The 21409-nt window shown below is 51.4% G+C and carries 22 protein-coding genes and 1 riboswitch; of the genes, 9 read left to right on the forward strand and 13 right to left on the reverse strand.

Annotated features, from left to right (window positions below):
* Positions 1–115 precede the first annotated feature (115 nt).
* Positions 116–874, forward strand: coding sequence for a tRNA threonylcarbamoyladenosine dehydratase (locus QOS46_RS05630; protein WP_283607952.1), 759 nt, complete (start codon positions 116–118; stop codon positions 872–874).
* 100 nt (positions 875–974) lie between these two features.
* On the opposite strand, the gene QOS46_RS05635 is transcribed toward QOS46_RS05630, so the two are convergent.
* Complete coding sequence (locus QOS46_RS05635) at positions 975–2102, reverse strand: LCP family protein (RefSeq protein WP_283607954.1); 1128 nt, start codon at positions 2100–2102, stop codon at positions 975–977.
* A 157-nt stretch (positions 2103–2259) separates the two neighbouring features.
* On the opposite strand from QOS46_RS05635, the gene QOS46_RS05640 reads away from it, so the two are divergent.
* From QOS46_RS05640 to QOS46_RS05660, 5 genes are all read left to right on the forward strand, one after another.
* Positions 2260–2382 (forward strand): hypothetical protein, encoded by a 123-nt coding sequence (locus QOS46_RS05640; RefSeq protein ID WP_283607956.1) that lies wholly within the window; start codon positions 2260–2262, stop codon positions 2380–2382.
* Positions 2383–2479: 97 nt separating this feature from the next.
* Positions 2480–3910, forward strand: a complete 1431-nt coding sequence (locus QOS46_RS05645) for an NAD(P)/FAD-dependent oxidoreductase (RefSeq protein WP_283607958.1) — start codon at positions 2480–2482, stop codon at positions 3908–3910.
* A 355-nt stretch (positions 3911–4265) separates the two neighbouring features.
* Positions 4266–5189: a LysR family transcriptional regulator gene (locus QOS46_RS05650; RefSeq protein WP_283607960.1), complete on the forward strand. Its 924-nt coding sequence runs from the start codon at positions 4266–4268 to the stop codon at positions 5187–5189.
* A 414-nt stretch (positions 5190–5603) separates the two neighbouring features.
* The gene (gene rsgA / locus QOS46_RS05655; protein WP_283610784.1) at positions 5604–6677 is read left to right on the forward strand and encodes a ribosome small subunit-dependent GTPase A; all 1074 of its coding nucleotides are present in this window, start codon (positions 5604–5606) and stop codon (positions 6675–6677) included.
* On the forward strand, positions 6678–7400 hold the full coding sequence (locus QOS46_RS05660; RefSeq protein ID WP_283607962.1) for an SAM-dependent methyltransferase: 723 nt from the start codon (positions 6678–6680) through the stop codon (positions 7398–7400).
* Positions 7401–7519: 119 nt separating this feature from the next.
* Here QOS46_RS05660 and QOS46_RS05665 read toward each other — a convergent pair whose 3' ends face one another.
* Positions 7520–7993, reverse strand: coding sequence for a glutathione peroxidase (locus QOS46_RS05665; RefSeq protein ID WP_283607964.1), 474 nt, complete (start codon positions 7991–7993; stop codon positions 7520–7522).
* 139 nt (positions 7994–8132) lie between these two features.
* Between QOS46_RS05665 and QOS46_RS05670 the strand changes: the two genes are divergently transcribed.
* From QOS46_RS05670 to crcB, 3 genes are all read left to right on the forward strand, one after another.
* A complete protein-coding gene (locus QOS46_RS05670; RefSeq protein ID WP_283607965.1) occupies positions 8133–8606 on the forward strand; it encodes a MarR family winged helix-turn-helix transcriptional regulator in 474 nt (157 codons plus the stop codon).
* Between the two features lie 96 nt (positions 8607–8702).
* Positions 8703–8775, forward strand: a riboswitch (Fluoride riboswitch).
* Between the two features lie 164 nt (positions 8776–8939).
* Positions 8940–9383 (forward strand): fluoride efflux transporter FluC, encoded by a 444-nt coding sequence (locus QOS46_RS05675; RefSeq protein WP_283607967.1) that lies wholly within the window; start codon positions 8940–8942, stop codon positions 9381–9383.
* Entirely contained in the window at positions 9384–9740 is a 357-nt protein-coding gene (gene crcB / locus QOS46_RS05680; RefSeq protein WP_283607970.1) for a fluoride efflux transporter CrcB, read from the forward strand.
* Positions 9741–9909: 169 nt separating this feature from the next.
* On the opposite strand, the gene QOS46_RS05685 is transcribed toward crcB, so the two are convergent.
* The 11 genes from QOS46_RS05685 to QOS46_RS05735 all read right to left on the reverse strand — a co-directional run bounded on the left by QOS46_RS05685 (position 9910) and on the right by QOS46_RS05735 (position 21373).
* Positions 9910–10449, reverse strand: a complete 540-nt coding sequence (locus QOS46_RS05685) for a hypothetical protein (RefSeq protein WP_283607972.1) — start codon at positions 10447–10449, stop codon at positions 9910–9912.
* Positions 10424–10834, reverse strand: coding sequence for a DUF4430 domain-containing protein (locus QOS46_RS05690; RefSeq protein WP_283607974.1), 411 nt, complete (start codon positions 10832–10834; stop codon positions 10424–10426). The genes QOS46_RS05685 and QOS46_RS05690 overlap by 26 nt, the downstream gene beginning before the upstream one ends.
* 16 nt (positions 10835–10850) lie before the next feature.
* Entirely contained in the window at positions 10851–13304 is a 2454-nt protein-coding gene (locus tag QOS46_RS05695) for a homocysteine S-methyltransferase family protein (RefSeq protein ID WP_283607976.1), read from the reverse strand.
* 8 nt (positions 13305–13312) lie between these two features.
* Complete coding sequence (locus QOS46_RS05700) at positions 13313–13987, reverse strand: vitamin B12 dependent-methionine synthase activation domain-containing protein (protein ID WP_283607978.1); 675 nt, start codon at positions 13985–13987, stop codon at positions 13313–13315.
* Positions 13984–14850, reverse strand: a complete 867-nt coding sequence (gene metF / locus QOS46_RS05705) for a methylenetetrahydrofolate reductase [NAD(P)H] (protein WP_283607981.1) — start codon at positions 14848–14850, stop codon at positions 13984–13986. The genes QOS46_RS05700 and metF overlap by 4 nt, the downstream gene beginning before the upstream one ends.
* Positions 14851–15427: 577 nt before the next feature.
* Positions 15428–16567, reverse strand: a complete 1140-nt coding sequence (locus QOS46_RS05710) for a glycerate kinase family protein (protein WP_283607983.1) — start codon at positions 16565–16567, stop codon at positions 15428–15430.
* Positions 16568–16651: 84 nt separating this feature from the next.
* Positions 16652–17533 carry a 2-hydroxy-3-oxopropionate reductase gene (garR, locus tag QOS46_RS05715; protein WP_326521340.1) on the reverse strand — a complete coding sequence of 294 codons (882 nt, stop codon included), beginning with the start codon at positions 17531–17533 and terminating at the stop codon, positions 16652–16654.
* 148 nt (positions 17534–17681) lie between these two features.
* Entirely contained in the window at positions 17682–18611 is a 930-nt protein-coding gene (locus tag QOS46_RS05720) for a transketolase family protein (protein WP_283607987.1), read from the reverse strand.
* 25 nt (positions 18612–18636) lie between these two features.
* A complete protein-coding gene (locus tag QOS46_RS05725; protein WP_283607988.1) occupies positions 18637–19482 on the reverse strand; it encodes a transketolase in 846 nt (281 codons plus the stop codon).
* A 26-nt stretch (positions 19483–19508) separates the two neighbouring features.
* Positions 19509–20312: a sugar phosphate isomerase/epimerase family protein gene (locus tag QOS46_RS05730; RefSeq protein WP_283607990.1), complete on the reverse strand. Its 804-nt coding sequence runs from the start codon at positions 20310–20312 to the stop codon at positions 19509–19511.
* Entirely contained in the window at positions 20309–21373 is a 1065-nt protein-coding gene (locus tag QOS46_RS05735) for a zinc-dependent alcohol dehydrogenase (RefSeq protein ID WP_283607992.1), read from the reverse strand. The genes QOS46_RS05730 and QOS46_RS05735 overlap by 4 nt, the downstream gene beginning before the upstream one ends.
* Between the last annotated feature and the right edge of the window lie 36 nt (positions 21374–21409).

Consider the following 21409-nt stretch of genomic DNA (forward strand, 5'->3'; position numbering starts at 1 on the left):
TTGTAATGATGGTACCATACTCCCCTGCCGCCGCTCAACGGTAATTTTTGGGGCAACAGTAGTTCACACAGACCATGCCGTGAAATTGAACGGCTATTAAGAAAGGGAACCAGGAATGCTCAACGAATTTTCAAGAACACAGCTTCTGTTAGGAGAGCAGGCCATGCAGCGCCTGCACCAGGCCAAGGTGGCCATTTTCGGAATCGGCGGAGTGGGCGGCTTTACCGCGGAAGCTCTGGCGCGCTCCGGAATTGGCAGCTTTGCGATATTTGACGACGACCGAATCTGTCTGACCAACATCAACCGCCAGATCATCGCGACCAGAAAGACAGTCGGTAAAAAAAAGGTTGAGGTGATGGGTGAGCGCATTCTCGACATCAACCCCAAGGCGCAGGTAGCGCTTCATGAGGTGTTTTACGGAACGGACAACGCCGAACAGTTTGACCTGAGTGAATACGACTACCTGGTAGACGCCATCGATACGATTTCTTCGAAGCTGGTACTGATCGAGCGAGCCAAAGCGGCAGGGGTTCCGATCATCAGCTGCATGGGAGCCGGCAACAAGCTCGACCCCACCCGATTTGAGGTTGCAGACATTTACAAAACCTCTGTCTGCCCGCTTGCCCGCGTCATGCGCAACGAGCTGAGAAAGCGCGGGATTGATTCTCTGAAGGTGGTGTATTCAAAGGAACCGCCCCTGACTCCCATCGACGACGACGCGAACAGCTGCAAGCACCACTGCATCTGCCCGCCAGACACCAAACGTAAATGCACGATCCGCCGGCAGGTACCGGGCAGCATTTCGTTCGTCCCTTCCGTGGCCGGGCTGATTTTAGCGGGAGAGGTTGTAAAGGACTTAACAAGCGCAGAATAAACAACTGCGGCGGGAGTCATTTCCCGCCGCAGTTCAGTTTGATCCCTGCCATTCAAAAATCCCGTTCCGCTTCTGGCGGAACGGGATTTTGAACTTTTTGTTATTGAGCATCTGTACCGTAAATAAATTCGCGCAGCGCCTTGCCATTTGCTTCCAGATCAGGATTCAGCACATCGCCGATGCCGGAAATCCGTTCATTCTCATACATCCCGCTTTCAGGCATGTGCATGGTTTCGATCGGGTAATTCATCAGCCCGGAAGCGGACGCGACCAGACTGAGCATTTCCATATCCGAAAGATTCGTCGTTACATCATCCATATAATCATGCAGCAGCGACGAAAGCTCGATCGGGTTCTTCGTTTTGAGCTTGTCCACCATACACCCGATCACCTTACGCTGACGGCTCGTGCGGTTAAAGTCACTGTCTATAATCCGGATGCGCGAATAATACAGCGCCAGCGTGCCGCGCATATGATTTGTACCTGCACTCATCTGTGCATCCTTCACCCGGTTCATCTCGTCGGCCTCGGCCTGACTGATATTGACCTCGATGCCACCCATTTTGTCGATGGCCTCAGCAAAGCTGTCGACATCGATCGAAACGTATTTATCAATATTGACGCGGAAGTTATTTTCAATCGTCTGCATCGTCAGTACACCGCCGCCATTGCTGTAAGACGCGTTAAGCTTGTTTTTGCCGATATCAGGAATTTCCACATACAAATCGCGCAAAAAGGAGGTTAACTTTATTTTTTTATTTTTATTATCGATTGAAACCAGCATCATGGTGTCAGAACGCCGCAGGCCGTCCTTCTCACGGTCGGTACCAAGCAGCAGAATGTTCGTCACCTGCTTGTTAGACATCACATCCCACTGCGGCGCGTCTGAGGGCTGCTGAATGTAGCTGTTGGCGTCTGTATTGTCGCGGTTGATCTGCGACAGCAGGGAAGACGCGTACACTACAACGCCGGCGCACAGAAGAAAAACCACGGCCAATACTATAACCGCCACTTTTTTACCCTTTTTCTTCTTGGGAGGGCGACGCTTTGGGGATGATTTTCTCGCCGAACCGGCGGAACTGTAACGATCACGGTCGCTGTTGCTGTAGATGTCTCGGTCTACATAATTATAGCGGTCTATCTCTCCGCCCGGTCTGCGACTGCCGCCGCGGCCGCTGCGATTATCCTCGTTTCGTGCCATATCCTTCTCCTGTTCTTCACGTGCCATGTTAACAAAATCCATTCTATTGCAAATAGAATCGCTTGTCAAGCATACCAGCCCTGTAATAAAAATCGCGATTCCTTATCGTTTGTTTACAGCTCGGTAACATATATCCTGATTTTTTTAGGTATAATATAAAAGGTTATGAATGGAGGGAGAACGTATGCCGCAGTTGAAGCAAAAAAAGGCAAGTGCAAGTAGCCAGGCTCTTTGGGTGCGAATCGTTGCGCTGATCTGTGCAGTACTGATCGCCGGCTCTGTTCTTTCCATCGTATTTTATCTGTAAACCCAGTACAGAACACCTTGGGCGCCTAGTAAAACCTGCCGGAGTCTTCCTGCGGGTATGTTTTGCTGTGCCAATTTATATTTCAGGAGGTCAATTCATGTTTGAGTATGACGTAATTATTGTAGGGGCCGGCCCCGCGGGCATTTTCGCGGCATTGGAGCTGGAAAAGACCGCTCCGCAGGCGAAAATCCTGATGATTGACAGCGGCAGCACAATTGCGCGCCGGGCCTGTCCCGCCAGAACAAAGGGAATCTGCGCCCACTGTAACCCCTGCCATATTATGAACGGCTGGGCCGGGGCCGGAGCCTTCTCCGACGGCAAGCTCTCGCTTTCTTACGAAGTGGGCGGGAATGTGACCGATTACCTGCCGCGCGAGGAGGTGCAGAACCTAATTCATTACGCGGATGAAGTCTACCTGAATTTTGGCGCACCAGAAACGGTATATGGCAAAAGCAATAAATTCGCGGAAAAGATTGCATATGACGCGAAAAAACATAATATTCAGCTGGTTCCCTGTCCCGTACGCCATATGGGAACCGAGTATTCCTACGAGGTACTCAGCCGCATGTACGATTACCTGAACGCGAAAGAGGATTTTACGTTCCTGGAATACACGACCGCTGAAACGATTCAGAACGAAAACGGCAAGGCCACCGGCGTGTGGACGGTGAACAAGCAGGGCGAGCGCAAGTGCCTCACGGCGCCGTACATTGTTCTGGCTCCCGGCCGCGGTGGTGCGGAGTGGTTGACCCGCGTTGCGGCGGAAAACGGAATCTCCACCACAAACAACGCGGTAGATATCGGCGTACGTGTTGAGGTGCCGAACGCGGTGATGGACGCTTTAACCACCCATCTGTACGAAGCAAAGCTCGTGTACTATTCCGATACCTTTGAGAGCAAGGTGCGCACCTTCTGCATGAATCCGGGCGGAATTGTCAGCGAAGAGCATTACGAGGGCGGCGTCGGCGGTAACGGAATCGCGGTGGTAAACGGTCACAGCTACGCGGACGAGGGCCGCCGGACAGACAACACCAACTTTGCGCTTCTGGTATCAACCAACTTTACCGAGCCGTTCCACCAGCCCATTGAATATGGCCGCTATATTGCCCAGCTTGGCAACATGCTGACCGGAGGCGGCATTATGGTACAGCGCCTGGGCGATCTTCTCATGGGCCGCCGCACCGACGTTTCCCGCCTGAAGCGCTCAACCACGGTTCCTACCCTAAAAAACGCGGTACCCGGGGATCTGTCGTTCGTACTGCCGCATCGTCACCTGACCAGCGTGGTCGAAGGCCTGCGCGCATTTGATAAAATCGCACCCGGTCTGTACTCCAAAAACACTTTGCTGTACGGCGTGGAGGTCAAGTTTTACTCCTCCAAGGTAAAGGTTAAAGCCACATTTGAAACGTCTGTGGAAAACTTGTATGCCATCGGCGACGGCGCAGGCATCACCCGCGGCCTGATGCAGGCTTCCGTAACCGGCGTGGTGGTAGCGCGCAACATTGCGCAGAGCATGCAGAAGCAGTAATCACCCAAAGCCATTCGTTCCCCTCGGCGGCTTTTGCTGCCCGAGGGGATTTTTTACCCGAATCCCGAATCCGGCGTTGCCCTCTGCCCTACCATAGAGTATAATAATAGCCTCAAATAGTATTACCGAGAATAAAAAACATACTACAACGGCGTGCTGCTCTTGTGGTAGCATAGCGGCAAACGGCAATGTTTCGCCAACTATAAACAATACGCGCTCAGGATGCGTCAATTATTATAGAATAAACCGCGGCGGCGTACGCGCCCGTGGTATCAGATGGGCAAAGCAGCAAACTCCTGTAAAACAAACAGCTTGAGGAATGTACGGAAAATAATCCGGTTCGGAGGAATTGATCATGACGTTGCAGCAGCTGAAATATATTATTGAGATTGTAAATTGCGGTTCCATTAATGAAGCGGCAAAAAAGCTGTATATTACCCAGCCGAGCCTTTCCAGCGCCGTAAAGGAGCTGGAATCTGAAATGGGGATCGAGCTGTTTCTGCGCACCCCCAAGGGAATTACGCTCACCTCTGACGGCGCGGAATTTCTTGGCTACGCGCGGCAGGTGACCGAGCAGGCCGGCCTGCTGGAGCAGCGGTACCTGAACAAAAAGCCCTCGCGCCAGCTGTGCTCGATTTCTACCCAGCACTATGCCTTTGCTGTCAACGCGTTCGTTAACATGATCCAGAAAAGCGGGGCCGACGAGTATGAATTTACACTGCGGGAAACCCGAACCTATGAAATTATTGAGGATGTAAAAACGCTGCGCAGTGAAATCGGCATTTTGTACCGCAACCCGTTTAACCAGAAGGTGATCGACAAGCTGCTCAAGGAAAATCACCTGGAGTTTCACCCGCTGTTCACGGCCAAGCCGCACATTTTTATCAGCGCCAGCAACCCGTTAGCGGGGCGCGAATCTGTTACGCTGGAGGATTTGGAGGAATACCCCTACCTTTCGTATGAACAAGGCGACTACAATTCCTTCTATTTTTCGGAGGAAATCCTAAGCACTGTTTTTCACAAAAAAAGCATTCACGTCAGCGACCGCGCGACGATTTTTAACCTGATGATCGGGCTGGACGGCTACACCATTTCCACCGGAATTGTAAGCGCCGATCTGAACGGCGACAACATTACCTCGGTTCCGCTGATCGTGGACGACCAGATTCAGGTAGGATGGATTTCAAACCGCCAGATTCAGCTGAGCAAGCAGGCTCTTTCCTATGTGGAGGAGCTGCGCGGTGTGATTGATGGATATGGGCTCACACTGGAAGAATGAGCTGATACAAGCAACCTGCGAACCGAGACAGAAAGCCCCAACTGGAATGAGCCGCCGAACGCTCTGCGGAGAAAGACAAACCAAAAGAAACAAGGGTTCCCCATTTTGAGGTAAAGAAATTCACTTGACAATCTTACTTCTGTTGTGCTAAATTAAAGAAAATATGGAATGAGGTGTCTTTTTGGAGATTGTTCTGTAAGGAACACAAATTGCATGAGGGAAAACAAGCGACGGCTAGTCGCTTTGTTTGCTGTGCGATCACGTTTCTACAGAACTATGTCTAACAGGCACATTCAAAACTGTTGGGGCATAGTGTAGCAGCTATGCCCTTTTTTTGCGCAATTTGTGTTCCGCCCCGCTGAATCGCCAATCACTGAAAATGATGATATGAAGAGGTGGAACAAATTGAATCCTATGATCCGTTATGGAGCAGACGAAGCTATTTTGGCACAAGCCGCTCTTTCCCCCAATCTTTTTCTTTCCAGAGTAGTTTCTCAATATAAAGGCCGATACAAAATCGCGACGGAAAGCGGAGAGTGCCTAGCCGAAGTCTCCGGCAAATTCCGGTATGAGGCAGCCAGTCCGTCACATTTCCCCGCGGTGGGCGATTTCGTGATGGCAGACCGCACGGAAGGCAATGCCGGAACCGCCGTAATTCACAGAATACTGCCACGAAAAAGTGTGTTCGAACGAACCGTGGTATCCAACGAACACCAAGCCCAGATTGTGGCCGCCAACATTGACACCATTTTTATTTGTATGTCTTTGAACAACGACTACAATCTCAGCCGCCTGGAACGCTATCTTTCCGTTGCCTGGAACAGCGGGGCCTCCCCCGTAGTGGTGCTGACAAAGGCCGACCTTTGCGAAAATCTGCCCGGCGTTCTGTCCGAAATCTTGGCGGCAGCACCGGGAACCGATGTGGCCGTGACTTCCCGCAGCGATCCGAGCTCTTTTGAAAAGCTCCTGCCCTATCTGCGTCCGGGCAGTACGGCGGCTTTCATCGGCTCCTCCGGCGTGGGAAAGTCCACGCTGATCAACTGCCTTGCAGGGGAAAATCTGCTGGCAACATCGCAGACCCGCCGGGATGACAAGGGCCGCCACACGACCACCCGCAGGGAAATGATCCTCCTGCCGCAGGGCGGCATCGTCATCGACACGCCCGGCCTGCGTGAGCTGGGAGTGGAATCCGTAGATCTTTCCAAATCCTTTGCGGAAATAGATGCTCTGGCGGAGCACTGCCGCTTTCGGGACTGCACCCACACCACCGAACCCGGCTGCGCGGTTCTAGAGGCGCTGAAAACCGGCGAACTTACCCCTCGGCGGCTGGAAAACTACCGAAAGCTGAAGCGCGAAGCGGGGTACGACGGGCTTTCTTCCCGGCAGATAGAAACCCAGAAGCTCAATGCCATCTTTGAACCGGTCGGCGGAATGAAAAGCATGCGAAAATTTGTTCGACAAAACGACAAACGAACGGGAGGGTTCTAAATGGAATACAGAAAAAGCAGCCGGTACGACCCCCGGCTTGTCCGCGAAAAAATTATGGGGCCAAACCCCATTAAGCTTCTTGAAGAGCTGCTGTTGCAGCATCAGCTGAAACCAGGCGATTTGGTAATGGATCTGGGCAGTGGGCAAGGACTTACCTCTGTATTTCTGGTAAAGGAATATGGATTCCGTGTATTCGCGGCGGATTTATGGAGCAACCCAACCGATAACAAGCGTTTCTTTGACCAAATGGGGCTTACGGCACAGCAGATTATCCCGCTGAAAGCGGATGCCAGCAACCTCCCCTTTGCGGAAGAATTCTTTGATGCCGTTGTCAGCATAGACTCCTATCACTACTTTGGGCGAGACCCGGAATACCTGGAAAAGCACCTGCTCCCATTTGTAAAGCCGGGCGGCTATGTGTATATTGCCATCCCCGGTATGAAACGGGATTGCCATGATCAGCTTCCGAAGGAATTGCTGCTCTCATGGACGCCGGAACAGCTTGACACGATTCATGACCTTGCCTATTGGAGGGAGCGGGTAGGCCGAACCAAGGGAGCCAATCTGCTTTCGATTTATGAAATGGAAAGCAACGAAGAAGTATGGGCCGACTGGCTTCGCTGCGACAATGAGTACGCGCGAGGAGACCGCAAAACATGGGAAGCTGGCGGAGGAAAACACCTTAATTTTATAGCCATTGTGCTGCAAAGGGAATCATTTTAGCATCAAAATAAGCAAAGGGCACAGGCCGGTTTATAAAAACCGATCTGTGCCCTTTATTATTTTAGTTACAGCAGTAATCGTATTTCAGCACACACCCAAACACTGATGCAAAATCAGGTTCAGAGCAGGGCGAGAATATCGGCTTCGAGATTTTCCGGTTTGTCCGACGGCGCGTAGCGCGCAATCACGCTGCCGCTTCTGTCTACCAGAAACTTTGTGAAATTCCATTTAATATTCGAACCCAGAACACCCTTCTGCTGGGATTTTAAATACGTATACAGCGGAGCTTCCTGCGGGCCGTTGACCTCAATTTTTGCGAACTGCGGAAAGGTAACATGATAGGTCATCTGGCAGAAGCTATGAATTTCCTCTTCGCTGCCCGGCGCCTGATGCCCAAACTGATTACACGGGAAATCGAGAATTTCTAACCCGCGTTCACGATACTTCTGATATAAATTTTCCAACCCCTCATATTGTGGGGTAAAGCCGCACCCGGTTGCGGTGTTCACGATCAGCAGCACCTTATCTTTATATTGAGAAAGCGGCACCGGCTGTTTTTTGATGTTCAGCATGTTAAAATTATAAATGCTCATATTGAATGAACCCCTTTCTATTAATTGTTTACTATTTAATTTTAAACAATTAATTTAGGAACGTCAAGTCTTTTTCTTGACCTTTCTAAATAAATTTGATACTATTTAATTGTACTCATAGATCAGAGAGGTGAACTCCATGAAAAACGAGGATCATGATAAAACATCTGCTCTCCCGGCCGAAGAGGTATTAAAACTGGAGAATCAGCTTTGCTTTGCCCTTTATGTCAGTTCAAAAGAGATTATACGCAGATATAAACCGCTTTTGGAACCGCTCCATTTGACCTATACCGGTTACATTACCATGATGGCACTGTGGGAGAAGGACGATATTTCCGTTAAGGAGTTAGGAAAGCGCTTAACGCTTGATTCTGGTACCTTGACACCGCTGCTCAAAAAGCTGGAGTTGCTTTCTTATATTGAACGAATTCGCAGCAACGACGATGATCGAAGCGTCCGCATTCGGCTGACAGAAGCCGGGCGCACCTTAAAAGCCGACGCCGCCGCCATTCCGGAGAAGATGATCTGCTCCGCCGGCCTTGAACCCGAAAAACTTGGCCCTCTTTTAAAAAGCCTGCACGGCTTTATTGGTGATCTCACGGCCGAACCCTAAGGCTCTTAATTCCCCCATGCACAATCTTGCATTGCCAGTTCAGGAACGGGAAAACTTTTGGGGTTCTCTATTGAAAACGATTTTTCAGTATGTTATAATCATTTTGGGAATGAAGTTCTCCCACGGTGTTACCGAAACCGCTTTTTTAGCTGATGACTTCTGCTTATTGCAGAAGCATTGGCTTTTTTGTTTTGTAAAAGGAGGGTACAAACCAAAATGCACTGGCTTGAAAAAAATTACAAATCCTATGCCACACCGTCTGCGTGACGCATAGGGCTGACTGCAGAAAACGCGACTAATTGATGCAAAAGTCTTTTATAAAGGAACAAATCAATGAAAAAATACATTTTCCTTTCCTGCGGATCTATGATCGGCGCAATTGCCAGATACCTGGTCGAAAGGATTAAAATTCCCGGCTACCATGAAGCTCTTCCGCTCAATACACTGTTTATCAACATCACAGGCGCTTTTCTGATTGCCTTTATCCTAACCATCGGCCTTGAAATCTGGTCGTTTGATCCCGATCTTCGTCTTGGCCTGACTACCGGCCTGATGGGAGCGTATACCACCTTTTCCACCATGTGCAAGGAGGCTTCCGTTCTGCTGTTTCAGGGGGAATATATCTCCGCGATTTCTTACCTGATCGTAAGTGCTGCGCTCGGACTTGGTGCTGTTTATTTAGGAATTACAGCCGCCCGGGCACTGGGAACCAAGTGGCAAAACAAAGGAAGCCGCTCAGAATCTACATGCAATTACAACGAAAATGAGGTGGACTAGTTGGATATTGCTCTTGTTGCGATTGGTGGAGTTTTGGGCGGGCTATGCAGATTCGAATTGGGGCGGTTCATTGTGCGCAAAGCTAACACTGCCTTTCCGCTCGGAACCTATCTCATCAATATAACCGGCGCGTTTCTGCTTGGCGTGTTGACGGGCTCCGAGCTCTCCGCACAGGCTTATGTTCTGCTGGGAGACGGTTTTCTGGGCGCATACACTACCTTCTCCACCTTTCTGTATGAAGGCTACCAATTATTTGATAAAAAAGAACGAAATGCTTTTCTTTATATTTCCAGCTCCCTGCTCCTCGGCATCATCGGATATGTAGGCGGCTATGCGCTAGCAAAATCATTTTTCTAATATGCTGGGGCAGGCGGAATAAAATCGGCTGATCAATGGCAACTGCTGAAAATTAATTTCCACAGGGTGCTAGATGCTAGAGCCGTACCCTTGTTTTGATTTTCAAACTGTTACACGCTTCTATGCAAAAAGGACCTCCGGTAATTTCCGGAGATCCTTTTTCATTTTTTCAGGAAGATGTACGGTTCCGAATCCGCTGATACATGTCATTCAGAGGTTTGTATAATACCAAAATCAAAATAAAATTGCCAAACCCATGGATAAGGTCGAAGGGAATCCCGGCTATCCACCAGGACACTGCCGCGTAGACTCCGCCCACCACCAGATAAGGAAAGGAGCAGAGAAAGCCAAACATCAGACCGTAAATGCTGCCCACAGCCGCCCAAAAGTACACCGAACGCGGCTTTCTCTCCAACAGCAGCACCGCCAGCCAGAGAATAGTCCACACATACAGATACATCACCCACCAAATCTGAAACCCATAATAAACACCCTCCAGAACAGCAAATACATAAATGATCCAGAGTGTCTTTCGGCGAAACCAGCGGGTGTAGAGCATAATCAGCAGCGTTGTGGTTTCAATATTCGGAAGAATTGCCAACGTTACCTGCAGCACAAAAATCACTGCGGTGCAGACGGCCAGCTCGGTGAGTTCCCTGATTGTAACACGACCTTCCGGTCGATCAGTAGCTTTCGTAAACAAACGCATAGGTATCCCCATCCGTAACAGGCTGTTTATCCACACTGTACTTGCCATATGCCCCGTTCACATAAATGGCCCAGTATGCTTTGGTTTTTTCAAAATCCGCCGTTTCGCCGTTAATGGAATAGACAGCAAAGCCTTGCTTCGAGTCTTTTCCCCCTAAAGTCAAAACGGACTCCGCAGCTTCCTTTAGATATTCGGCATCGGTAGAAACCTTGTAGTCTCGGCTTGAGCCCTGCTGATTGGTCAAGGTAATCGTGATGTCCTTGTTCCCCGTCGTACCACGGGGTGAAAAGAACCACCACATTCCGGAAAGAACGATTGCAGCCACCACAAAAATAATAATCGCGGTTGACGTGCTGCGCCGACTTCCCTTTTGATCTTCATTCACGCTGCCATCCCCCTTCTTAATCCGCATACCCGCTTTTTACGGTTGCTTCATTGGTACCCTTCTCCGACTGAAAAACCTGCGCTGCATAGCGCACCGACTCCATGGCGTTCCTGGCATACTGATCCGCTCCAATCTGATCAGCGTACTCTTGCGTGAGAACCGCTCCGCCCACTACAACCCGGCAATCCGGCTTTTTCCGGCGGAGCTGCGCAATAGTTTCTGCCATGGACGGAACAGTGGTGGTCATCAGTGCGCTGAGCCCCACCAGCTTCACATCATTCCGAATGGCGGCATCCACAATGGTTTCCGGCGGCACATCGCGCCCCAGATCAATCACATGGTAGCCATAGTTTTCCATTAGAGCCTTTACAATGTTCTTGCCAATGTCGTGAATGTCACCCTTAACGGTGGCAAGAATTACAGCCGGGCCAACTTCATCCGTAGTAGGCATTTTGCGGCGTGCCTCTTCAAACGCAGCTTTGGCTGCTTCGGCGCTCATGAGCAGTTGAGGAAGAAAGACGGTTTTATTTTCAAAGCCTTGTCCCACAATATCAAGCGCCGGAACAATCTGTTCGTTGATCAGAGCCAGCGGCTCCACTGTTTGCAGCGCTTCCCGTGCCAGACGGGAGGACTCCTCGCTCAGGCCGTGCATAATGGCACCCTGAAGGCCCTCGCGCTTTTCTGTTCCTGGAGCCGGCGCGGCTGCCGCAGCGGGGCTGCTGGTTTCCACCGTCACGTTTTGTGCAAAGCGAATATACTCCTGGCAGTTGGGGTCAAGCCCAGCCAAAGCCAGGTAGCTATAATATGACTTGCGCATTTCGGCGGAATAAGGATTCATAATTGCCGCAGTCAGTCCACAGGTGAGGGCCATTGTAAAGAAAGCGGAGGTCACAAAATCGCGGTTCGGCAGGCCGAATGAAATATTCGATACGCCCAGTGAGCAGCCCGCCCCCAGCCGTTCCCGTATCATTGGAATCGTTTTCAGCGTAACCTGCGCCGCCGTTTGATCCGATGAGACCGTCATGGCGAGCGGATCAAAAATCAAATCGTGTACGCCTATTCCGTACTCCGCCGCGCAGCGGGCAATCCGCTCCGCAATGGCAAGCCGGCCTTCGGCGGTTTCGGGAATCCCATGCTCGTCCAGTGTCAGACAAACCACCAGACCACCGTATTTGCGCACCAGCGGGAACACGGCTTCCATGCTTTCCGGGCTGCCGTTGACCGAGTTGATCATGGGCTTTCCGTTATAAATCCGCATGGCTCGCTCCATGGCAACCGGACTGGAGGTATCGAGCTGCAGGGGCAAGCCGGACACGCCCTGAAGCTCCCGAACACAGTCGGTAAGCATAGACGGTTCATCGATCTCTGGCAAGCCCACATTGACATCCAGAACATGAACACCCAATTCCTCCTGCGCAATCCCTTCCCGCAGAATGTAGCCGATGTCATGGCTGCGGAGCGCCTCTTTGAAACGTTTTTTGCCGGTGGGATTAATTCGCTCGCCAATCAGCACCGGTGCTCCGCCGAATTCCACCGCGCGGGAATAGGAGGTGATTACGGAGTGGTGCTTCGGCGTTACCGGCACAGGGGCCACCTCTTTTGTCTGCGATACAAGTGCTTTGATATAATCCGGGGTGGTTCCGCAGCATCCGCCCACAATCCTGGCCCCGGCAGAAACGATCTCTTTCATGGTGCCGGCGAATTCCTCCGGCCCTACACTGTAAACCGTGCGTCCGTCCTCCGCTCTTGGCAGCCCGGCATTTGGTTTCACCAAAACAGGAACCGACGCGCTGGATAAAAAGCGTGGCATCAGCTCCAACATCCGCTCCGGCCCAAGAGAGCAGTTAATCCCTATTGCATCTGCGCCAAGCCCCTCCAGCATGGCCACCATGGCCTCCGGAGTGGCTCCGGTCATCAGCTTTCCGCTTTCATCATATACATTGCTGACAAAGACCGGCAGAGAACAGTTTTCTTTTGCCGCAAGCAACGCCGCTTTTGTTTCATAGCTGTCATTCATAGTTTCGATCAGGATAAAGTCTGCACCGGCCTCTGTGCCGACGCGAACCTGCTCGGCAAAAAGCTCCACAGCCCGCTCAAATGAAATGTCCCCCAAGGGGGCCAGCAGATGACCCAGCGGACCAATATCCAACGCCACAAAGCGGTTATTCTGCCCGCCCCGGGCGGTATCTCTGGCCGTTTTGGCGCAGGTAACCGCAGCTTGTATGATCTCTTTGACCGAGGGGGTGTCAACGCCGTTAAACTTGAGTCCGTTAGCACCGAAGGTGTTAGTACACACGGCGTGGCTTCCCGCTTCATAATAAGCGCGGTGAAGGGCAATGATCTCCTCTGGGCGGTTCAGATTCCACATTTCCGGCAGTTCGCCGGGCATGAGACCCTGCGCCTGCAGATTGGAGCCGGTTCCTCCATCCAGATAAAACAATCCTTGCCGAACACATTCTAAAACATTCATAAGCTCTCCTACAGCCGGAACTCGCAATCCGACTTATTACATAGTGTACAATCATGAAATTGGGCAGTACAGCCTTCCCGACCGATCCCCACAATGGCAGAAACGGATTTTTGAGGAATCATCAAAAGCGCATCAGTCAGGTTAATGCCGGCCGTGCGGCTGCTGTCCAAACACTCCAAAAGGGGCTTTTGCAGAGCAAGAGGAAGATCTCCGTATCCAGGGCTGAACCGCGGCCGTAAAAAACTGCCTGTAAACTCCTTACGCCAGCGGTCGCACAACGCATCGCAAAAACACTCTATGGCCGCCGTTCCGATGGCGTCGAGCACCAAGGCCTGTGCGGGAGAAATAACAGCGGCCCGCTTTCGCTGGATTTCTGCCTCCATCCCGGTGGTGGCTGCAAATAGGATGGCCCGATCGCAGCCCGCAAGGTTTTTAGCTAAATTCTTGCTTGGGGCAAAAAACGCGCCAAAATCCACGCCGCTTTCAGCCTGACAAACAGGCAGCACCAGATAACATGCGCGATAGCGTACCGTTCTGCTAAAATTGAAAAGGCAGGTTTCTGTTAAACCGGCAAGTGCGCCATCTGGCTCCGTCCCCCGCAGCCCCATATACCGAAAAACGGATGCTCTGGGAATTTGCAGCTGCTCCGTCGGGATTTCCACCCTCTGAACCTGTTCACTCATTTCAGGATCTCCGAAAGGTTTTCCTGAATTTTTTGGGCAACTGAGGGATTATTCATTGAGTAAACATGAACCGCGGGAACACCGTTTGCAAACAAATCGATGATTTGCTCGGTGGCGTAGGCAATGCCCGCCTGCTTCATGGCTGCGGAGTTTTCTCCAAAACGGTCCAGAATATAGCGGAAGCGCTGAGGCAGCACCGTTCCGGAAAGCGCCATGATCCGGCGGATTTGATTGAGATTGGTCACCGGCATAATGCCCGCTACCACAGGGATCTGAATGCCCGCTTCGCGAAGCTTATAGACATAATTATAGTAAATATTATTGTCAAAAAACATCTGGGTTGTCAGAAAATCACAGCCCGCATCCACTTTTTCTTTCAGATGCGCGATGTCCTCCATCTGCGTGGAAGACTCCGTATGTCCCTCCGGATAACAGGCACCACCCACACAGAAGCCGCCGTATTCCCGAATTTCGCGCACCAGCTCACTGGCGTAATGATAATGCCAGTTCTTCTGCGTTTTAGTTTCCGGGGCCAGGTCTCCCCGCAGTGCAAGAACATTTTCGATTCCGGCTTCCCGCAAGGCATCAAGCTGAGTATGCACGCCCTCCCGGGTGGAATTAATACAGCTTAAATGCGCCAGAACCGGCACGTGATATGCCTTCTGTATATCGACTGCGATAGAGACGGTACCGGAACTCGTCCCTCCGCCGGCACCATAGGTCACGCTCATATAGCTTGGGACCAACTCTGCGATTTTGGCGATGGCAGGCTGAATGCTCTCATAAGGCCCGCTATTCTTGGGCGGGAAAATCTCAAAAGAGAGAGTAGGCCGATTTTCTGAAATAATCTCATTTAATTTCATTGGTATGCTCCTCTTCCACCTAACGGATGGATCAACATGATAAATATTTGTACGGAAAAAATAAAAGTGCCCGGGGGTTATCACGACTCCCGGGCACGATACGATACGGTATTATTTGCTGCGACAAACAGGCATAACAGCCCCAAAAGGCTCCAAGGTGCAGCAAAAACACTCCCGCAGGCAGCGTACCCGGGAGCGCAGCATTCGCCCAAACCGAAAATTTCTCCGCAGCAATTGATGAAACAGTGAACTCACATCGCGCACCCCCTTCAGAAGAGTCTGATAACAACAGATTGTTTAATATTATATATTGGCTTGATGCAGGAAGTCAACACAAATCACGCGGCTTTCTAAGAAAAGCGTGAAAAACCGCGACAAAAGGCGAAAGCCGGAATCTTGATTTCGGCAACAAAGCCGCAGAACCCGCATTATTTTGGTAAAAATTCCCTTATTCTGAACATATAAAAGCCTTCAATCGAAGTTTCATCCTACGACTGAAGGCTCTTTTTCTTGCAATACCCACTTTGATGGCACCATTTAAAAAACAGCGCACTCCACGGAATGTGTATGGATTTTATCAGCTGGAAAGCCAATTGCCCATTAAAAGACGAAGGATGCTGTCCATGGTCAGCTCCAGATCGCTTTCGGAACGCAGCTTTGCCTGCGAAAATGGAACCGCTACGCGGTTAATGCTGACGACCGCGCTGACCCCCTGCTCATAAACCGGCTCAATCTGGTCGCCGATGTCGCCTACCACCGCAATGACCGGCACCTGCTGACGTTTTGCCCGCCGCGCAACCCCGCTGACAACCTTACCGCGCAGAGACTGCGTATCAAGCTTTCCCTCACCGGTGAATACCAGCTGGGCGTCTTGCAGCAGTGTATCAAACTGTACCGTATCCAGCACGGTTTCAATCCCCATCTGCAAATGGCCATTCAAAAAGGCCACCATACCGCCACCCATACCGCCAGCCGCTCCGGCACCCGGCAGATGCTCTATCTCCACATTTAAATCCCGGCGGATTACCGCGGCCAGATGCGCCAGATTCTGATCCAGCCGCTCGACCATTTCGGGGTCTGCACCCTTTTGCGGCGCAAATACATACGCTGCTCCCTGTGGGCCGCAGAGCGGATTATCGATATCACACATCACTGTCAAAGCCACCGATTTCATTCTGGGATTTATCTGGCTGGCATCAATGGAGCTAACCTTGCAGAGCGTTTCCCCCACAGGAAGAAAGGATTTGCCCTCTTGATCTTTAAACTGAACGCCCAAGGCTGCCGCCGCTCCGACCCCGCCGTCGTTGGTGGCACTCCCGCCGAGACCCAGAATGATTTTGCGACAGCCGGTATTGACAACATGGTCCAGAATCTGGCCAACACCGAAGGTGCTGGTCTTTTCCGCATGTTTATTTTCCCCTACCAGAGGAAGCCCGGCGGCGGCGGCCATTTCTACAACGGCGGTTCCATCCGGAAGAATTCCGTAGAACCCCGTAATTGGTTCGCCATAGGGGCCGGTTACTTGCAGTTCATGCTTCTCCCCACCGACTGCGGCCAAAAACGAATCTACCGTTCCCTCACCGCCGTCCGCAACAGGAATGGAAACCACCTGTGCCTGCGGCAGATGAAAGCGAATCGCTTGTTCCATGATTTCGCAGACGCGTGAGGAGGACATGGTACCCTTAAAGGAATCCGGAATCAACAAAAATTTTTTCATGGAATTTTCCTCCCGCAGGATGTATTAAGGAAGCCGGAACCTACGGCCCCGGCTTCCTGCAATTCACTCCGATTATGCCGTGTATCAGCGGATGGTGTCGCCGGTCAGCTTCTCATAATACTTTGAAATCGCACTGTGATCTTCCTGGCCCAACCCATCGGCACGCAGATTAACCATCATTTCCATTACCGCCATGGTCAGCGGCAGAGGAGACCCCACATTGTGGCCCGTTTCAATCGCGTTGTTCAAATCCTTGATATGCAGATCAATCTTAAAGCCGGGCTTATAGTTACCGGAAAGCATCATGGGAGCTTTTGCGTTCATTACGGTGGAGCCGGCAAGGCCGCCTTTAATGGCGTCAAATACCAGGTTTGGGTCTACACCGGATTTTTTCGCCAGCATCAGCGCTTCGGAGAGTGCCGCGATATTGGCCGCCACAATCACCTGATTCGCCAGCTTAGTGGTGTTGCCCGCGCCGATTTTGCCGCAGAAAACCGCGCTGGAGCCCATTGTTAAAAGGATCTGCTTTACGCTTTCAAACAGCTCCTTGTCGCCGCCCACCATAATCGACAGCGAACCATCCACCGCCTTGGGTTCACCTCCGGACACCGGAGCGTCGAGCATTTTTACGCCCTTCTCCGCACAGGCTTTTTCAATTTCCTGTGAGGCCTGCGGAGCGATGGAGCTCATATCGATAAGAATCGTACCCTCTTTTGCGCCCTCAAGCACACCGTTTTCTCCCATTACCACCGTTTTAACATGGGGAGAGTTTGGCAGCATGGTGATGATCAGGCCGCACTCCCGTGCAACCTCCGCCGGGGAATGCGCTGCCTTCGCACCGGCCGCAACAACATCCTCAACATTGCTCTGAATAATATCAAACGCGAGAATTTCATGCCCGGCTTTTAATAAATTCTTCACCATCGGCTTACCCATAATACCAAGCCCGATAAATCCGATTTTCATAGTACATTCCTCCATCTATTATTTTATATCGGTGCCTTTTTCCGATTCTTTATTTCTTTCCCCAGCCCTCAGCATGGGGAAAGAAATAATGTGCTGACATGAACGTATTCCATGTAAAAGTTTCAGATAGTTCAAGCATAAAATAACATCACTTGAGCAGGACCTCTGCCTTTTGAATGATATGTTCCTTTGTCAGGCCGTAATATTCCATCAGCTCCTGCGCACTGTGTGCCGACTGGCCGAACCGATCCTCCACCGCAACATAATCCATTGGAATGCTCGACCCGCGCAGTGCCAGCGCCATCTGAGAAGCAAGGCCGCCCAGATAGTTGTGTTCCTCCGCCGTGATGACTGCCTTTGCACCCTGAACCAACTGCAGCGCACCTTCAAAATCAAACGGTTTCATGGTAGAAACGCTGACGACCTTCACGCTGACCTTCTGTTTCTCAAGCTCCTTCGCAGCCTGCATAGCAACATCCACCATGCTGCCGTGGGCAAACAGAACCAGATCGGAGCCCTCCTGCAGCACCCGCAGCTTGCCGATTTCCATTTCCCCTTCGGGAATATAATTAGGCACATCGTTACGCACCACACGAATATAAACGGGGCCCTGATGCCTTGCCGCGGCACGCACAGCCTGGCGTGTTTCTTCCGCATCGCAGGGGGTGAGCACCGTCATATTCGGAATTGCGCTCATAATCGCCACATCCTCAATGGCCTGGTGGGTCGAGCCGTCCCCAAAATCGGACAGACCGGAGGACGAACCGCAAATTTTCACGTTCAGCTTGCCGATGCAGATCGTCTGACGAATCTGATCATAAGCGCGGCCGGACGCAAACACGGCAAAGGTACTGGCAAAGGCGATTTTTCCGCTAACAGCCAGACCCGCGGCAGTGGAAAGCATGTTCTGCTCGGCAATCCCCATTTCAAAATACCGCGCGGGAAATGCCTGTTGGAACAGATTGGACATAGTGGATTTTCCTAAATCCGCCTCCAGAGCGACCACATTGGGGTTTTGCTTCCCCAGTTCTACCAATTCTTCTCCATACGCTACGCGCTGGCTTTGTGTTTTACTCATTTCAGTCACCTCACTGTTCCGTTTTTTAATGCAGCGAATCCAGTACCGCCTGAATCTCACCCAAAGCGGTCTGATACTGTTCCTTGGTCAGCGAACCGTTATGGAAGCTGACATTATTTTCCGCAAAGGAAACACCCTTTCCCTTGGTGGTCTGCGCCAAAATGACGGTAGGCTGTCCCTTAACGGTGTCGGCTTCTTCCAGCGCCGCCACAATTTCACTTACATTGTGACCATCGATCACAATGACATGCCAGCCGAAGCTTTCCCACTTTTCTTTCAGGGGATTGGTATTAAAGCGCTCTGAAATGGCGCCGGTGGCTTGTAACCGGTTCTGATCCACAATGCCGACAATGTTGTCGATTTTAAAATTGCTGCCGGCCATGGCGGCTTCCCAAATCTGGCCCTCTGCCATTTCGCCGTCGCCCATAATACAGTAAACCTTATTTTCCTTCTGATCAAGGCGCAGCGCAAGCGCAATTCCGTTCGCGATGGAAAGCCCCTGCCCCAAAGAACCGGTATTGGCCTCAATGCCGGGGGTTTTCGTAATATCGGGGTGCCCCTGCAGCATGGAGCCCAGCGATTTGAGCGTGAGCAGCTTTTCCGTTGGGAAAAAACCCAGCTCGGCTAAGGCAGCATATTGAGCAATGCAGGCATGGCCCTTGCTGTATAAAAACCGGTCGCGGCCCTCCCATTTGGGATTTGCGGGGTCCAGCTTCATCCGGTAGCCATAAAGAACCGCCACAATATCTGCACTGGAGCAGGAGCCGCCCAGATGACCCACATGGCCCTGATCCCCGATCATGAGAACAACATCTTTCCGGATTTGCGCGGCAAGGCGCTTGATTTTCAGTTCCGTTTCCTGGTTGATCATTCGTTATCCCTCCATTATTACGGGTATTAAAAGCTGTTTTTTAAAAGTTTAAGAGCAAGAGGAGCGCAGCGGTCAAAATCCTGCGTATATGCCTCCACACTGATACGTTCGTTGTAGCCAATCGCTTTGAGTGCTGCAAGAAACGGTTGGTAGTAATCCTCCTCCATGCGCTCCGGATAGCACCGGCCATGGCTGCATGCAAAGTGTACATGACGCAGATATTCCCCGCCTTGGCGCAACAGGTTCTCCACCGGCTCTTTTTCTTCGGACAGATGGTAAAAATCCACAAGAACACAGATATTCTCGTATTCCTTGCCCACATCCTCCGCAAGGCGGCAGCCCTCGGCAAAGGTGTTGATCAGATTACATTCCGCTTTTCTCAGCGGCTCAATTACAATGGTAATGTGATGCTTTTGGGCAATCGGAGAAAGTTGCCGCAGCAGGGTAACCACCTGCCGGTAGCCCTCCTCCATCGGAAAGCCCTGCGGCACATTTTTCGCGCCTCCGCTACCGAATACCACAATATTCACTCCCAGCGATTCCGCGCGGGCCAAGGCGCGCTCCGCATAATCCAGAACGGCCGGCAGATCCACGTCCGCGCCGGTCAGACGCACTGTTTTAGGGAAAAAGTTATTGCAGGTTTGGCAGGGAATTCCGCTCTTTTTCAGTCGCTCGGAAAGAGCCTGAAACTCTTCCTCCGACAAAGCCATCATCTCCGCCAAAGGAAGCTCCACATAGTCATAGCCAAACCGGGACAGACGCTCCACAAACTCGATTCCCGTACCGTCCGGCTGGGTAGCAATCATATTGACACAGCATCCGATTTTCATCTGTTTTCTCCCCCTCTGGCGGGTTCATCCGCTTTCATAGTGGGGTCAAGAATGATTTTAATGTACTGATCCGGGCACTGAATCAAACGCTGAATTGCCTGAGGGCCATCCTCTAGCGGAACGATCTGAGAAATCAGAGCGCCAGACTCCATTTTCCCCGTTCCCATCAGCTGCACCACTTCGCCGAATTCCTCGTGCGTATAGTTAAACGAACCGATCACGCGACGGGCAGAGCAGACAACATCCTGCATATTAATCTGCATTTCCTTTTGGGACATGCCCACCCAAACGGCGGTTCCGCCGATTTTCAGCACACGGATGGACTGGTTTGCGGTAGCCTCTACACCCACCGCTTCAAAGGAGGTATCAATCATTTCACCATCGGTGCAATCAGAAACCGCCTGTAAGTACTCTTTCCTACCGGGATTAATCGTCACATCCGCACCCAGACGCTCGGCGGTTTTCAGTCTGGCGTCGCTGAGATCGCAGACGATGATTTTCTTTGGCTGCTGCAGACGGACAATTTGCAGAATGCACAGCCCGATAGTACCCGCACCAACAATCATCACATTCTGTCCTTTGAGTTCACCCGCCTTTTTCACAGAACCATACGCTACCGCATAAGGCTCTGTGAGAGCGCCTACTTCGTAGGTCAAAGAAGGCGGAAGCGGGTACAGCAGCTTTTCCGGTACCGCAACATATTCCGCCATAGCACCGTCAACGGTGAGAACGCCAAAAAACTTCTTGTTCAGACACATATTGGTCAGGCCTTGGCGGCAGTTGGTGCAGGTACCGCAAAAATTGATCGGTTGAACGATTACCCCATCGCCGACCTGAACAGACGTAACTGCACTACCCAACTCCACCACCTCGGCGGAAAACTCGTGGCCCATGGTCATCGGAGGAATTCTTCTGCCGGTTAACCCGAGAGAACCGTGTACATCGCTGCCGCATATGCCGCAAGCACGCACCTTTAGTAATACTTCGTTAGCCTGGGGTTTGGGGGTTGGCTGCTCCTGCACCTGCATGGCGCCGGGGCCAAGATAACGTAAAGCCCTCATAAAACCCCTCCTTTCTGAATGATTGCATATTACCTA

The organism is Faecalispora anaeroviscerum (assembly GCF_947568225.1).
In the GTDB taxonomy this organism is placed as follows: domain Bacteria; phylum Bacillota; class Clostridia; order Oscillospirales; family Acutalibacteraceae; genus Faecalispora; species Faecalispora anaeroviscerum.